Consider the following 16387-nt stretch of genomic DNA (forward strand, 5'->3'; position numbering starts at 1 on the left):
AACGGATCTTGAAGGGGGTTTTGGTTTGGCTTTTTAAAGTACTTTCTCCAGAAAGCTGATCGTCCGTTCATTTTTTGGATTCCCGAATATTTCAACAGGGGTGCCCTGCTCTACAACATATCCACCATCCATGAAGATAACCCGATCCGCAACTTCACGGGCAAACCCCATTTCATGGGTCACGATAATCATCGTCATACCTTCGCTCGCAAGATCCTTCATTACACCAAGGACTTCTCCTACCATCTCGGGGTCGAGCGCTGAAGTTGGTTCATCAAATAACATCACGTCCGGATTCATGGCAAGCGCACGTGCGATCGCTACGCGTTGTTTTTGTCCGCCCGAAAGTTGGTTGGGATAGCTGTCAGCTTTATCCGACAAGCCAACCCGATCCAGTAAACGAAGTGCCGTATCGCGGGCTTCCTGTTCTTTTAATATGCCAAGTTCTCTGGGTGCAAACATGATATTTTTGAGCACGCTGAAATGAGGAAACAGGTTAAAGTGCTGAAATACCATACCTATGTTCTCGCGAGCCTTGTTAATGTTCGTTTTGGAATCATTTAGATCCCGGTCATCTACGATAACCCGTCCAGCTGTGATCTCATCTAACTGGTTAATACAACGCAAAAACGTACTTTTACCTGAACCTGAAGGTCCAATAACACAGACAACTTCACCTTCGTTGACCGATATATCGATGCCCTTCAGCACATGATTCGTACCAAAACTTTTCTTTAATCCTTCAACTTTAATTTTACCCACGACGAACCCTCACCTCCAGATAGTCAGCAATTTTAGTCAATGTGATGATTACAATCAGGTACATAATCGCAACGGTCAACCAAATGTCGAAAGAGGCGAAAGTCCTTGCAATAACAATCTTACCGGATTGCGTCAACTCCACCAGGCCAATGACAGACAAAATCGAAGTATCTTTCAATGTAATAACCATCTGATTAATAAATGAAGGAATCATAACCCGTATGGCCTGAGGGATTACAATTTTTATCATCGCTTTGCGATAAGGAAGTCCCAATGAACGGGCGGCCTCCATCTGTCCACGATCAATCGATTGAATTCCACCGCGAATAATTTCCGTTACGTACGCTCCTGCATTCAAACTAAGCGTTAGAATGGCTGCCAGGAACAGTGGCATGGTGAAGCCCATCGCCTGAGGAATCCCGAAATATATAAAGAATGCCAGGACGATCAACGGTATTCCGCGGAAAATATCCACGAATACAGTAGCAATCCCGCGAAGGACCTTATTCTGTCCCACTTTCATAAAGCCAAAAATCAAGCCGATGATAAAGGCGAAAAACAGCGAAATAATCGTATACAAGAGAGTATTTCCCAGACCTTTGAATAGTGCGGGCAGAGATTTCTGAACTAATTCCCAACGACCTTGGTTTGCGACAACGGCATTTTCCCCAAGGTATTTCTCTTTAATACGATCATACTCTCCGCTTACCTTAATGTTCGTTAGGCCGTCATTAAACATCTTTAGGAGTTCCTGGTTCTGTCCCTTGCTTACCGCAAATCCGTAGGAAGCCCCGTCTTCTTTCTTGGTCACGATTTTCAAACCGTTATTCTGATTTACCCCGTAAGCCAGTACTGGATAATCTTCAAAACACGCTGCGGAGTTCCCCGTCTTTACATCGTCATACATTTGCGAAGAATCATCAAACGGAACGATGGTAAAGCCGTATTTTGAGGAAATAGATTCAGCAAAGCTGTACCCTTCTGTGCCCGTCTTCACGGCGACTTTTTTACCGCGAAGATCTTCGTAGCTTTTTATGGTTTCGTTATTTGCGCTCACACCCATAACTACACCTGAATCGAAATAGGATTCTGAAAAATCAAACTTTTGTTTTCGTTCATCCGTGATACTCATCCCGGCGATGACGCCATCCACCTGATTGGATTCAAGAGCTTGCACCGCCGCATTAAATCCCAGCGCTTTGATTTGATAATTGAAGTTCTGGTCTTTGGCGATCGCATCCAGCAAATCCATATCGATGCCTACATAATCCCCATTTTCGTCTTGATACTCAAACGGTGCAAATGTGATGTCCGTGCCGATCACATAGGTTTTACCTGAATTGGAGTTTGCATTGGCATCCCCCGACCATCCGGATAACCCCGCCACTAGGAGCAGAATTAGTGATAGTACATAAAATGAGACCTTGGTTGTTTTCATATTTCCTCCTCATCTCGGTGTTCTCCGAATTCTGATCATTTTCTTGTCATTGATGTTACTGTCGTACATTTTTAGGTGTCTTGCACATTATATTGTTATTATTTGCAGTATATTAACAATCAATGCTTTCCCTAACATTCTTCATGTTCCTCCGTAACGTTTTATTTGACATCCATTTAAAGATCCACGTTATATTTACCCTTCAGAACAGCTTTTAAAAACCTAAATTGAACTTAAATAAAAAAAGTCGCCATATAGGCGACTCCATAACAGGTAATATTATATTTTTAAATGATAATTCCCAAAGGGAATTTAATCTTTCTTTATATAATGAACATTTCCGGTTATTCTTCAGCGAAAAATTTTGAAAGTGGATTTTCAACTTTTTTATCCAGTGTTACCTTGCCCGTCTTGTCCAACACATAATACTGATAATAAGCGCTGCTGAATCCAATGGATTCCTGCATTTTCATCACGAATGATTCAAGACTCCCACCGCTTAGATGATCTTCATTCCAGAAATAATGCAGCATCAAACGATTTTGATTATAAGGATGCTTGATCACATATGCTCCAGCAGCAGAAGATTGGTTCATAGTCGTTTTCCAGTGAAACCCGATATGGCTAGCACGGTCCATAATGCTGGATTTCAATGCTTGTACAAAACCATTTGATTTGGAAGTACCAAGTACAATCAGATTGCTGGTAGCCAGTTCTTTTTTCATTTTTTGCTTCAACTCCTTGCGGTCCCGGATCACATCATACTTCACTCCGCTCAAATCCAGTAGAGTTGTCAGTTGGTTTATCATGGCTTCCTGTTGGTTGTTCGCTGCCTTGCTCACCTGATCACTAAGCACAATGGCTAATGGCTCACCTTGAAGGGCTTTTTCCATCACACGGCTCATCGTTTCAAAAGGTAAATTCGGAACCTGAGTTAATGCTGATTCATACAGCGATTGAAACTGATCATGCAGATATGCCGTTTTCTCCTCATTCGACAGTTGATACTCAGACTTTAGAGCAAAATTAGGCTCATATAAAGCCGTCTTCATATCATTACGTACCTCTTTTCCCAGTACATCTTCTATCGTTTGCAGAAGTCCGTCAATCGTAGCGTTTTGGTACACATAGCGTTTAAAATACTCTTTCATAAAGGCATCGAATTTCTCTTCCCCGACGGAACGGTACAACTGGTATATCGCTTGGCGGCCTTTATCGTAATAAACCGGACTTGCCCAATCTCCCACCTCATCATTGGTTGAAGCAATGGCCTTATCCACAGTGGAATCGTCAAATTGGATGGACTTAAAACCATTCATCGTATCCCCCTGCTTCTCAGAGAAATACACTTTGGAGAAATCTGCAAAGCCTTCGTCCAGGAAAGACTCTGTCTCCGAATTATTCCCAATTAACGCATGAAACCACTGGTGCGCGATTTCATGGACAAATACCGTGTCTTGTTCTGGGTCGGAATTTATTCCGATTTGCCCCATTTGGATAATTCTTGAATACTCGATAGCTACACCTTCTACATATGATTCAACAACCCGGAATTCCGGATAAGGGTATTTACCGTATTTATCACTGAAAAAATCAATGGCTTTGAATGCTTGGTCAATATATCCATCAACGATTTTTTTCTTACCTGGCTGGTTGTCGAAATAATAATACTCTACGGTGAGGCCATTCCGGGTTACGCTGTCCACTTTGAAGTTCGGGCTGGCAAAGAAAGCAAACTCCCTCGTATTATCGGCTACAGTGGATACCACTTTGCGTCCAGTCTCTGCATCATCCTGTGTGGTTATCGTACCAGGCATCACTACCTGATATTGATCGGGAACATTGAACTGAACTTCATAATCCGCGGAAGTATAATAATCCGTTTCAAATGTCTTACTATAAGGTTTGCTATCCCATTCATGCTTGGCCTCGTCATAGACCGACATTACAGGGAACCAATGAGCGCCATTGATAATATCTTTGTAATACGATAAGCGCTGTGAGCCATAGGGAATCTTTAGATTAAAATGGACTTGAACCGACACGGATTCACCCGGCTGAAGGGGTTGCTCCAATTTCACCGACATAGCTTGGTTTTTATTACTGAAATCAAGGGCTTGTCCGCCGGACGTCACCTTCTCAATATTAATTCCTCCAAGAAAGTCTTCCGGTTTCTTATCAGGGTTATTTTTGCTAATCTCTTCATTGGAACGTTTAAACATGGTCGTCTGTGTCGATTCCGAAAGGTTGGCATCAGCATAAGTATGAAAAACCAGTTGCTTCAATGTATCTTTACTTGTATTGCGGTAAGTAATGGATTCACTCCCCTCTATCGTCATCTTCTTCTCATCCAGCCGGGCTTGAATTCGATATTGGATAGGCGCTTGAGCCTGAATATCTTTGGTGGCTTGTGAAATAGCAGATACAGGAGCTGCATTAGCGGCAGCACTACCCGTACTTATGATCGGGCATGCGGTCAGAATCATAGCGAGTGCGCTTATGGCTGTTATTCTGATTCGATTTGATGTGAATGAACGTGAATGATTGATATAAATCTCTCCCTCGAATGATTTTTGAAGCTCAGAGGCAAGTATAGAAGATCAACCTTACACTGGTTTAATACGTATCTTAAATTTCGTTTAAAAAAAGTAGCTGTTTGCATTAAATGAGCCTGACCTTAAAAGCAAAAAGTCGCCATTTAGGCGACTTTTTACTTTGTGACTCTTTCCGATTTTCAATTAAAGCTGTCACATCCGAATTATATAATCAGGTACGAAGCCAAACATTCATCTCTCCCGCTTGTCGATTGCCCCATAAATAATAAGGGATTGCTGTGAGTTGTACCGGTTTTAATTTTTTGTGCAGCGGTTGGTATGGCTGATTCTCCACCCAAGCAGATTCATCGACAAGTAGTCCATCAACTTCTACAGTAATGCAGCCACCAAGCAGTTCAGGCGCATCATGTTCTCCCAACTTTGGCTCCTCGGCAAACGAGAGAGAAGACAGTGGAGATCCATTATCCACTTGCTCCAGACAATAAACGAGCGGTCCGCGTTGGATGGCAGCTTTGCCAGCATCCGATCGAATCAGAGGATGTGCTGCAATCAATTGGGTTTCCAGTGGCAATATCCACTGTACTGTATCACCATCGGACCAATTACGTTCCATTTTCGCATAACCATTTTCCTTACGATAATGTTGAGGTTCCCCGTTGATCTTTAATATTGGATCTTGGCTTTGATACCACTGAGGAATTCGGAGTGCAATCTCAAATGGTGCGGCTTTAGCATGATTGGAACCAATAGAAATCGAAAATTCCACCTTCCCCTGCCACGGTAATTCAGATTGTTGGTGTACTGTCAATTGCAAACCGTCTCCTGTCACCCATTGAAGCTCACTGCCGATAAACAAGTGAACATACACCGTTTTTCCGTCATCGGTTACGTCGTAAATGTAATCATGAAGTGAACTTAATAAACGTGCCACATTAGGCGGACAGCATGAACAACCAAACCATTTCTGACGTACGGGCTTTACGTGATGTTTATCTGGATTTTTTTCACTCGCATCCGGGTATACCTCTAGTGGGTTTACATAGAAGAAATGTTGTCCGTCCTTGGACATGCTGCCAAGTACATTATTGTATAGTGCTCTTTCCATGACGTCAGCATAATCACTTTTGGCTTCCAATTGCAGCATCCGACGTGCCCAGAAAATCAGCCCAATGGAAGCGCAGGTCTCCGCATATACCGTATCGTTAGGCAAATCATAGTCGAACGTGAATGCTTCCCCCAAATGTGTTGCACCTATGCCCCCGGTAATATACATTTGCTTGCGCGTTGTATTGATCCAGAGCCGTTCGCAGGCTTCTCGCAAGCTTGAATCATTCGTGAGGCGTGCCAAATCGGCCATGGCGGTGTACATATACACCGCACGAACTGAATGACCTACAGCCACTGATTGTTCTCTCACAGGAAGATGAGACTGATAGACCTCAAGATTGGGAATTCCTTGCGACCAAATATTCTTCCTTCCCCGGCGTTCCCATTCTTCCACAAAATAACTGGGTTGGTTGCCGCGTTCATTAATAAAATAACTGCTCAGATCCAAGTAACGCTGTTCTCCCGTAACGTTATACAGTTTAACCAGGGCTAACTCTATTTCCTGGTGCCCGCAATACGCCTGAATTTTACCTGGCTCGGTTCCAAACATGCTGTCAATGAGATCAGCGAATCGACATGCGATGTCAAGCAATCTGCGCTTCCCTGTCGCTTGATAATATGCAACTGCTGCTTCAATCATATGACCGGCACAATATAACTCATGAGCTTCATACAGATTGGTCCATTGTCTTCCAGGCTCTTTAATGGTGAAATAGGTATTTACATACCCATTTTCATGTTGAGCTTGACCAATCAGGTCAATCACTTCATCAGCGATGCTCTCAAGTTTGGAATCAGGATGGTTACCGAGCGAATAAGCAACCGCTTCCAACCATTTATAGAGATCGCTATCCTGAAACACCCATCCCCCGAATTCACCTTTCTCCAAACCAGCTGCAATTCGAAAATTACGGATGGCATAGCTCGGCTCCGCACCTTCGATTCGGTCATTTAACGCTTCCCATTGATAAGGAATGACAGTCTGACGGACTAATTCGGAGTATTCTTTCCAGAAGGTGTCTTGAATGGCTACTTTGGTTTTTGGCATTATGGAATTCCTCCTATAAAATTGACTCTTATGATTTTCAATTATAAGCTGTGATTACGTGGGAAAATAGAATTGAATTGAACTTATTTCTATAAAATTTAACACTAATAGGGAGGGTTATCTGTTTTGAATGGAGAAGGAATCATAGAGCTTAAAGTCCCCCAACTCCCCTATTATTTAGGAGCGGGACGTTCAGAATATGAAATTGGAGATCATCATCCGAACCGAAAAAAGCTTGGTATCTACGATGTACTGATTGTGGTCAAGGGAGAGTTATATATAGGAGAGAATGATCAGCAATGGACCTTGGAAAAAGGAGATTCACTAATCCTGCTGCCAGAAGGAGAACACTATTCGGTCAGGCCGTGTACACAGAAAACGGTGTTTTACTGGCTGCATTTCGAGCATGTTGAAAGATATGAAAGTTTGCTCACCTCTTCTATCCATGAACCGGAGTTGCAAGACTCCTCCAGACCGTTTGGCAACCCTTATACATTAAGGCTTCCTAAGCATTCAAAATTAGCCAATCCACAAGCGGTTTTCAACCTTCTGGAGCAATTGTTGACACTTGAAATGGAAAGCTCCTTTTGGCAGGAGCAGCGCTTGCTAGGTGAATTGCTGTCCATGCTGGAAGAAGGTAGCTTGCGGGTGATGGATTCAGTACAGACACGATTAGCAGAACAAGCAGCAATATATATTCAACAGAATTACAAGACAAAGGTCACAAATGAAACCTTGGCCGCAGCTCTCCATTTTCATCCCAACTATGTTATCCGTTGCATGAAAATGAAGTATGGTAAAACACCGATTGAGTATTTAAATGAGCTTCGTTTAGAACGTGCAAAGCGATTACTGGTTACTACAGACTGGTTAATCGACCGCATTGCGGAAGAAGTGGGTTTTCGTTATGCACCCTACTTCTCGTCTTGTTTCAAACGGTATATCGGGTTGTCTCCGCTTCAATTTCGAAAGCAATATATGACTACGTAAAAATGTGAATCATGTGGTTTGTCACTATATCGCTTGTGCTTCGGATGATTTATGGCGTCGTAAGGTCATCATGATTAAAGATGCAGCTAATACCGACAGGATGATTCCGAGCGTTTGAAATCCGATAAAACTGAAAGTGTTTCCCATGACAATGCCAATCAACAACGACGACAAAATGGTCCCCAGATATCTCGATGTGTTAAACATGCCTGATGCGACCCCGATCATATCTTTGGGTGTGCTCTTAAACAAAGCCGCCTGCATCCCGACACTGTTCAGCCCGTTACTTATGCCGAATACAGCTAAGGGCAAGATGACACTCACCACGGGTGAATTTTTATCCAATGCCACTATCAAGATGGAACCGAACGTCATTAACACCGCTGAAACGATCAAAGCTGGCCGCGTACCTGATTTGTCAATCCAGCGTCCGGCGAGTGGAGAACTAATGAGTGAGCATAAACCGAGGGTTAGCATCATTAGTCCTGTATGAACTTCGTTCAGATGGCGTACCTGCTGCAAATAAGACGGCACACCAAAGAACAGCGCGTAAAACAACGTGTTAACCAGCATAAATTGTACATTCACCCAGGTCATTTCGGGATATTTGGCAAATACCCTCAGCGGGATAAAAGGAGACGGTGTTTTCAATTCATGTCGTATAAAACTTGCTAATGCAATCAAACCGATTCCCCCTGCCATAAGGTGCCATGATGAAAAATGTCCGGTTGATTTAACGGAAAGCACGCTCATTAGCAGAATCACCAAAGCGACAGTGAACAAGAGTATGCCTGGCGCATCAATCAGCAGGAACCATTTTCTGATGGACAAGTCACCATAGTTGGATTTAAGTGCCCCTTCTTTGGGAATGGTTTTCCAGGCGAATATAAAGCTTGCAATCACCAATGGAATATTCACAAGAAAAATACTTTGCCAGTCCCACCAATGAATCAATACACCGCCAATAAAAGGGCCTACCGCGGCTGCACCAGACAGGAACATCGCAAGGATAGACAGGGCAGCTGCCTGTTTCTCAGTAACGTGGATTCTTACAATCGCCATCCCGACGGCTACCATCATGCTTGTGCCAACAGATTGAATGATCCGGAATACGATGAGCCAAGAAAAGTTTGGTGATAACGGAGCTAACACGGAGGAAACGAAGACAACAACCAGACCGATAAGGAATATCTGTCTTCGGCCAAACAGATCACTGCATTTTCCCATGACGGGTTGAGCCACTGCACTTGCAATGTAAAAGGAAAAAATAATCCATGACACGGCTGTAACATCAAGTGAAAACTCCTGTTGTAGTCTTGCAATTGCTATAGAGATCATGGAGGAATTGAGCGGATTCAGCATGATTCCCAAACCCACAGATATCATTAACCATATATTTCGAGCGTTCATTACGTATATCCCCCCTTCTTCTGTTGTCATCTTAATGGAATCCCATTATTTATTCCAACGCATTTTATGTTATGATTTGATGAACCAAAAGGAATAAGAGAGTGGTGCGAAATGGAACTTCTTCAGCTACGCTATTTTCTAACGTTAGCCCGATGTGAACATGTTACGGAAGCTGCGGGCAAGCTGCATGTCACTCAATCCTCACTGAGCAAAACGATACAACGTTTGGAGGATGACTTGGGTGCACCGTTATTTGATCGATTGGGCAGAAAGCTGCGGTTAAATGAATTCGGAAGAACATTCCTTCGACGGACAGAAAAAGCACTATTCGAATTGGAACAGGGAAAACAGGAAATTGCTGATCTCTCCAACCCGGATCACGGTACACTTAACTTGGCAGTCACTACAGCAAGCACATTACCAGGAATCTTGCGGGAATTCCGAAAAAATAAGCCGAATGTTCAGTTTCATGTACAAATGGTTACTTTGGAAGAGATGTCCACCCTTCTCCACCGCGGTGAAATTGATTTTTGCTTATCATCCCCTCCGATCCATGGGGATGATATTGAATGTCAGATACTGTTCGAGGACCCCATTGTAGTCGCTGTGCCTCTCGGTCATCGATATGCGGATCGAAGCAGCATCACTTTAGAAGAGCTTAAGGATGAATGGTTTGTGGGGGTGAAAAAAGGATATGGTATTCGTGATCTGGTGGACTCCAAATGCCAATCCGTCGGGTTTGTACCGAAGTATGTTTATGAAGGAGATGAACCTGCAAGATTAACTGCACTTGTGGAAGCGGAGATTGGGCTTGCATTCATACCCAATACAGCAGGAAACCCGCAGGAACGCATTGTATATCTTCAAATTGAGGATCAGAGCCTCGTGCGGGAAATTGCTTTATTGTCGCATAGAGACAGATATATCTCGAATGCAGCTATCGCGTTTCGCAGCGTAGTTATAGATTACTTTGGTGCAATGTCCAACTCAATGGATGAATGAGCATTATAAAGACCCCGCTCACCGACGTAAGTGAGAGCGAGGTCTTTTGTTGTAGGATATTCGCATGCCTATTTCCGCCAAAAGGTTGAACAGTCTGCCTTTTCTGTGATGTTAAAGTCAATTATTCTTTCCAGTAATGAAAAATCAACCGGCCCATCCCACCGGATGCGCACCAACTCTTTCGTATGATCATAACCAGCTTTCGCAATTTCATCGGAAAAATGATTGATCCCTGCCTTTTCAGGCGCCATAGCCAAATGATGTTTGGATACACTAAATCCAATAATAAATGTGCCATGATCGGTAAACATGGGCTGATTCCACGCTATTTTAGGTACTAAATTGGGGTACTTGTTGATAATCCACTCTAATACTTCTTCCGTACGATCCCGATGTCCCAGGTTATCAATTCGTGCCAGATATTCTGCAAAAACGTCCATATTATCTTCTCCTAACCAGAATTTAATTCGCATACTTCATCTCATATTATCATGAAAATGAAATTGAAAAACCCTTTGGTACAGATTCGCCAAAGGGTTGGAAGAATATACGGATTATGACTCTATACAAGTCTCAGAAGTAACGATATTTAGCATAACATATCAGCATATGAATAGGCTCTGAATTCATGCGAAACGTTTGGCAATTGCCACACATAACACGACACCGATATTTACTGCAAACATGGACCAGCCAATGGACTCATGGAGAACGAGCGCCGAAAGCACTAATCCGAAGAACGGTTGAAGAAGCTGCAGTTGTCCTACCGCAGCTATCCCGCCTTGGGCCAGGCCACGGTACCAGAACACAAAACCAATAAGCATGCTGAAGAGGGAAACGTAGCCAAGACTTAACCATGAAGAACCATGAATATCCGACCATGAAGCAGGCATGTAATAAACTGAAAGCAAAACCATAAAGGGAAGCGATAACACAAGTGCCCAAGAGATTACTTGCCAGCCTCCTAATCTCCGTGATAGTCGTGCCCCTTCCGCATAACCGTAACCACATACGATGATCGAGGCAAGCATAAGCGTATCACCAATAGGCGACGATGTTGCTCCTTCTGTCAGCGCAAAGCCGACAACAAGACTGCTGCCCAGAACTGACAAGATCCAAAAAGCAGCTCTTGGACGCTCACCGCCCCGCAGCACCCCAAATATAGCTGTTGAAAGTGGTAACAGGCCGAGATAGAGGATTGCATGTGCAGATGTTACATACTGAAGAGCTATGGCTGTAAGCAGCGGAAAACCAACTACTACACATAATGCTACTACGAATAAAGGAAAGATATCACCTCGCACTGGACGCTGTTGTCGGAATAGCAGCAACAGAATTCCAGCCAACCCCCCAGCAATAGCAGCTCGACATACAGTGAGGAACACCGGATCAAAGTCTATTACTGCTAATCGTGTTGCGGGAAGTGACCCACTGAAAATAAGTACGCCCAGAAAACCATTGATCCAACCGTTTCTCTTTTGATTCATCCAATCCACTCCATATGATCCTAATTAACTGTACAGTTTAGAAATAATGCAAAAAAATCAATTCATAAGTGCACTTTTATGATTGATTTGTATTATATTAGATACAAATCATCTCGTACATTGAATATTTATCGATCTGTATGGGTACAGATTAGAACAGGTCATTTATAAAGTTAGGAGCATAGGAATGGGCAATAAAAAAGAATCTATTGTTGAACTGATTCGTTCTGAGATTGTTGATGGTTTGATTGGACCCGGTCAGAAACTGCCGTCCATCCGTAAGCAAAGTGAACGATTTGGTTGTAGTCTTAATACCATTATTGGAGTATATCAAGAGCTTGAAGATCAATATCTTATATATTCACGCCCAAAGAGTGGTTATTTTGTCGTAGCCAAGGAAGCCCTTCTCCCGTTGTTGGAAACAAAACGAATCGATTTTGCATCTGCTGCTCCAGATTCATCTTCGATTCCTCAAGCTGAATTTCGTCAAAGTATGAATAAAGCTCTGGAACTATTTGAAGCGTCCATATTCACCTATGCAAACCCGCAGGGGCTGCTGTCTCTTAGGCAACAGCTCATAAAGCTTTTTCAAAGACAACAGGTGTTCCCTTCGCCGGAGCAGGTGTTTATCTATTCAGGTGCTCAACAGGCATTACATCTGTTAGCTGGCATGCCTTTCCCTAACGGCAAATCTAACATTCTGGTTGAACAGCCGACGTATTGGGGCATGCTTGCAGCACTTAAGACACAGAACCAAACCGTCATTGGTATCGAGAGAACTCATGAAGGAATTGACTGGGTGACCTTGGAGCGGCATTTTCAGAGTAATATGATCAAATTTTTTTATACAATCCCCCGTTTCCATAATCCTTTAGGAACTTCATATACGGAGAAAGAAAAGCAGCGGCTGGCTGAACTTGCCAAGGCCTATGATGTTTACATCGTTGAAGATGACTATCTAGCAGATCTTGAAACTAACAGTAAAGCTGATCCAATCCACGCATATCATGGTGCCAGCCATGTCATTTACCTCAGAAGTTTCTCCAAAGTGCTGTTGCCTGGATTAAGGATTGCTGCTGCCGTTATACCCGATTCGCTAATTCCATTAATGCAATGGCACAAACATGCAGCTGATTTAAGCACCTCAGTATTGTCCCAAGGTTTTCTTGAAATTTATATGAAGTCGGGTATGTATGATCATCATGCCAAACAGATGAAAGCCTTGTACCATGAGCGCATTAGGTATCTAAAGGAAGCTTCACAGCGATTACTTCCCAAGGAGTGCTTATATACTGTTCAATCTTGTGGAGGACTCTTCGCAACGATACGCCTTTCCGATTCCATTAACATAGAAGATTTAATCAAACGGTTGGAGAATCGTGGCGTTGACGTTCTGGCCACTGATAATCAGTTTCTCTCATCGTTTCGCAAGCTGAACTTGTTGCGTCTTAGTATCGTTCGTACCGACGAAAAAGCGATTGAAGAGGGAATCGGCATCATTGCAGAGGAATTAAATCATATGCGTTTCACAAGCAACCCTCCCAAGCCATTTTTCCGGTTGTAAAATACAATCGATACAACTACATCTGAATTGGAACGGGATATGCTAATTTAGATTATCAAGCAGGTTTTGAAGTAATTACTGCGACGAGTGATTGAACACGAGTCAGCAAATCAAAACAAGTATAATTTGAAGAGGTCCGTGCTAAAGTGCACGGACCTCTTCAAACATTTAACCATGGACTACTTCACCGAAAGCAGACTGTCCGAGATAAACGTCAGCTGACCTTCAAGCGATACAGGGTCGTTGTATGTATCAGAGGTCGGATCAAGCTGGAACACATGGCCCTCTTTGACTGCAGTTAGGTTTTTCCACACCGTATTATCGTAAACAATCTTGGGATCGGTTGTATCCCCTGACCACGGGCTAGTGAAGATGATGTCGCCTGCATATTCAGGTAATACTTCCATCGAGATTGAGGCCCAGCCTGTACCACTGTCAATGGCCTCTGTCTGAGCCCTCATAGGTGCCTTGAGGCCAATTTCGTCATACAGTATTTCACCACCACGACCGTAATTATGACCAAATACAAATAATCCCTTGGCGTATGGATTCAAAATGGAGACTGTACGATCACCCACAGCAGCAAGTACTTTCGGCTTCAGCTCAGTGATCTTCGCTTCCCATTGTGTGAGCCAGTTTTTTGCTTCGGCTTCTCTATTGGTCAGTTTCCCCATCTCCAACATGAGATCCTTGAAATTACGCTTACCATATTGTAACTGTACTACTGGTGCAATCTGCGACAACTTGTCGAGGCCCTCCGTACCTGTGTATGCGATAATCAGATCAGGCTTTAGGCTGATCAATTGCTCGGCTGTTGGCTGCTCTCCTAGATCTGTTGTCCCCTCACTTTTGAGCTGAGCCTTGATGTACTTGTTGTTTATTGCACCTGATAAGGCTCCGACGACTGGAGCATCGAGTGCAACAAAGTACCCTGTTGAAAATGCGGTCAAATCGATAATCCGCTTCGGCTCCACAGGTACTTCCACTTCACCTGCATCCGATTGATATGTAACGGTCTCTCCTTCAGTACCTGTTGTGGTATCGGCATCAGAAGCAGAAGTTGAGTCGATTGATGATCCCGTGTCCGCAGCTCCGGTTGTGTTTATAGTCTCCGTTGTATTGCTTGATGTTACGGACTGACCACATGCACTCAGTACGAGCAATACAATCAATGCGGACATTATCCATATCGAATTTCTTCGTTTCAGCAAAATAAACCCACCTCTTCAAATGATATTGATAATCGTTATCAACGATACCATGGGATAAGACATTTGACAAGATGATTTCAAATTCGACAAAAGACAAACAAAAAAGCACCTACGAAGGCAGGTGCTTTGACGCATATAAATTAATTTCAAAACAGACTGCTTCCCTGGTCATTAACGGTTTAATCATTTAATCCTTTTCCATCCAGAATTTGCTGTGTAGATTTCTCAACCCTGGAGACTCGGGTTTTGGATTGCTTGGGTTGGGAAAAATAAAAAAGGTATGCCCGCTGACGTCCAGGCGTTAATCCATCAAATGCCGTTTTCAAAGCAGGGTTTTCATCCAGTTTAGCCTGAAACTCTTCTGGAACAACATATTCTGTATTCTTTTTGAGTTCCACTTTCAATCCTGCCTTTTCAACCTCAGTGGCTTCAAGAACGTACTCTTTCAGAATGTTTTCCATATCAACGATTTGTTGAAGGTTGGTGAACCGGATCTGGCGAGCTGCTTGTACATTTTCTGTTTGTTGGATTAGAATACCTTGCTTATCCTTTAACAAGGCTCCTTTATGGAAAAGAAGCGCACAATACTCCTTAAATCCATGAATGATAACGATGTTTTTATTCTCCAACGTGTAACAAGGATGCATCCACTTAAAGTCTTCGGTCAGCCCGCAGGAAAGAACGATCTCTCTTAGCTTCTCCGATTCTTCCTTCCACTTCTTTGCTTTGTTTAAATATTCATCCACCTTGGGATTTGTTTTATTAGCTGTCATCAGGGACCATCCTTCATCATGCTAGTCATATTATTGAGATTGTAATTGAATTTTATTAAATGCTTCTCTCTACATATGATTGCCAAGAAAAAGCCTTTAATTTCATTTCATACCATGTAGTGTCGCTTTAATATTATGATACCTTTTGGCGTCGGGTCAACCCATATTAAAGAAACCAAGGAGAGAAACCCCTAGGATTTTGCATATTGTAAAATTGCCGTCGCTGCTTGGATGCGAAGGTCCTCTTTTTCGCTTTGCAATGCGTTTTTTAGAACATTGAGCGCTTCTTGAATTGTGCCTTCATCTACTCTAACTGAAGAATATTTATCTTCTTCAGTGGTTGCAGAGGTGATCGAAACCCATGGCTCCAGTTGAGCCCGGGAAATTGGATGTTCGAACTTTGCAATAATTGAGTAATGACTTACAAGTTCAAGTACTTTGTCGTTTAACTCTGCTAAGGGAATGCGTCCCAGCCAGGTAACACCTCGTCGGTGGCATATGTACTCCTCTCCGGTTCCGTTGGAATCATCGTAAAAATAATCTCCCATATCCCCAACATATGCCCACTCATCATCGTTTATCAAGACATAGTCCCCATCCTGCATGATGTAGACAAAAGTATGGAGCGTATCCAGGACATCACTAAGCTCCGTCTTTCCTATCCTGTAGCGTTGAACTAATTGCTCTGTCCATTCTGCAGCAGGCTCGTTCTCCAAATCTCCTGTCGCCGGCCAACCAATGCCGATAAAGTTATTCTCAAGGAACAATGCGGTCCAATCAATCTCTTGCAGTGTAGATTGTATGTGAAATAGATTCATGTGGTTCCTCCCCCATAGTGATTTCAGGATTTAAGACTAAGTATATACTCCAGACATTCGTCTCTGCATTAAAATCAATCAAAGATTGAACATACTGCTAGTACAAACCTGACTCTGATTTTACAGTATTCATTCACCACTTGACTATCTACTACACGTTGTAGTAACTTGTATGTACTACGTAGTGTAGTAATAACCTTCGATATGGACGCATAACGAAGT

13 protein-coding genes are annotated in these 16387 nt (G+C 43.0%); 3 read left to right on the forward strand and 10 right to left on the reverse strand.

From position 1 onward, the window contains the following. Window positions 1-33: 33 nt before the first annotated feature. The 4 genes from DC345_RS20950 to DC345_RS20965 form a co-directional block, all read right to left on the reverse strand. Entirely contained in the window at window positions 34-762 is a 729-nt protein-coding gene (locus DC345_RS20950) for an amino acid ABC transporter ATP-binding protein (protein WP_113054740.1), read from the reverse strand. Beyond that, window positions 755-2200, reverse strand: a complete 1446-nt coding sequence (locus DC345_RS20955) for an amino acid ABC transporter substrate-binding protein/permease (RefSeq protein WP_113054741.1) — start codon at window positions 2198-2200, stop codon at window positions 755-757. The genes DC345_RS20950 and DC345_RS20955 overlap by 8 nt, the downstream gene beginning before the upstream one ends. 344 nt (window positions 2201-2544) lie before the next feature. Further along, complete coding sequence (locus tag DC345_RS20960; RefSeq protein WP_113054742.1) at window positions 2545-4686, reverse strand: M1 family metallopeptidase; 2142 nt, start codon at window positions 4684-4686, stop codon at window positions 2545-2547. A gap of 280 nt (window positions 4687-4966) precedes the next feature. Continuing rightward, window positions 4967-6910: a glycoside hydrolase family 127 protein gene (locus tag DC345_RS20965; protein WP_113054743.1), complete on the reverse strand. Its 1944-nt coding sequence runs from the start codon at window positions 6908-6910 to the stop codon at window positions 4967-4969. Between the two features lie 126 nt (window positions 6911-7036). On the opposite strand from DC345_RS20965, the gene DC345_RS20970 reads away from it, so the two are divergent. Further along, complete coding sequence (locus DC345_RS20970) at window positions 7037-7900, forward strand: AraC family transcriptional regulator (RefSeq protein ID WP_113054744.1); 864 nt, start codon at window positions 7037-7039, stop codon at window positions 7898-7900. A gap of 24 nt (window positions 7901-7924) precedes the next feature. On the opposite strand, the gene DC345_RS20975 is transcribed toward DC345_RS20970, so the two are convergent. Continuing rightward, window positions 7925-9310, reverse strand: coding sequence for an MFS transporter (locus tag DC345_RS20975; RefSeq protein ID WP_113054745.1), 1386 nt, complete (start codon window positions 9308-9310; stop codon window positions 7925-7927). 111 nt (window positions 9311-9421) lie between these two features. Here DC345_RS20975 and DC345_RS20980 point away from each other — a divergent pair, with 111 nt between their 5' ends. After that, window positions 9422-10312 (forward strand): LysR family transcriptional regulator, encoded by an 891-nt coding sequence (locus tag DC345_RS20980; protein ID WP_113054746.1) that lies wholly within the window; start codon window positions 9422-9424, stop codon window positions 10310-10312. A gap of 68 nt (window positions 10313-10380) precedes the next feature. Here DC345_RS20980 and DC345_RS20985 read toward each other — a convergent pair whose 3' ends face one another. After that, window positions 10381-10752 carry an iron chaperone gene (locus DC345_RS20985; RefSeq protein ID WP_113054747.1) on the reverse strand — a complete coding sequence of 124 codons (372 nt, stop codon included), beginning with the start codon at window positions 10750-10752 and terminating at the stop codon, window positions 10381-10383. Between the two features lie 186 nt (window positions 10753-10938). After that, window positions 10939-11799 carry a DMT family transporter gene (locus tag DC345_RS20990; protein WP_113054748.1) on the reverse strand — a complete coding sequence of 287 codons (861 nt, stop codon included), beginning with the start codon at window positions 11797-11799 and terminating at the stop codon, window positions 10939-10941. A gap of 187 nt (window positions 11800-11986) precedes the next feature. On the opposite strand from DC345_RS20990, the gene DC345_RS20995 reads away from it, so the two are divergent. After that, window positions 11987-13363, forward strand: a complete 1377-nt coding sequence (locus DC345_RS20995; RefSeq protein ID WP_113054749.1) for an aminotransferase-like domain-containing protein — start codon at window positions 11987-11989, stop codon at window positions 13361-13363. A 179-nt stretch (window positions 13364-13542) separates the two neighbouring features. Here DC345_RS20995 and DC345_RS21000 read toward each other — a convergent pair whose 3' ends face one another. The 3 genes from DC345_RS21000 to DC345_RS21010 form a co-directional block, all read right to left on the reverse strand. Continuing rightward, window positions 13543-14574, reverse strand: a complete 1032-nt coding sequence (locus tag DC345_RS21000) for an ABC transporter substrate-binding protein (protein WP_113054750.1) — start codon at window positions 14572-14574, stop codon at window positions 13543-13545. 179 nt (window positions 14575-14753) lie between these two features. Next, complete coding sequence (locus DC345_RS21005; protein WP_113054751.1) at window positions 14754-15347, reverse strand: YdeI/OmpD-associated family protein; 594 nt, start codon at window positions 15345-15347, stop codon at window positions 14754-14756. Window positions 15348-15538: 191 nt separating this feature from the next. Beyond that, window positions 15539-16165 carry a hypothetical protein gene (locus DC345_RS21010; RefSeq protein ID WP_113054752.1) on the reverse strand — a complete coding sequence of 209 codons (627 nt, stop codon included), beginning with the start codon at window positions 16163-16165 and terminating at the stop codon, window positions 15539-15541. Window positions 16166-16387: the final 222 nt, after the last annotated feature.

Origin of the sequence: Paenibacillus taichungensis (genome assembly GCF_003287275.1) — a bacterium.
Classification (GTDB): domain Bacteria; phylum Bacillota; class Bacilli; order Paenibacillales; family Paenibacillaceae; genus Paenibacillus; species Paenibacillus taichungensis_A.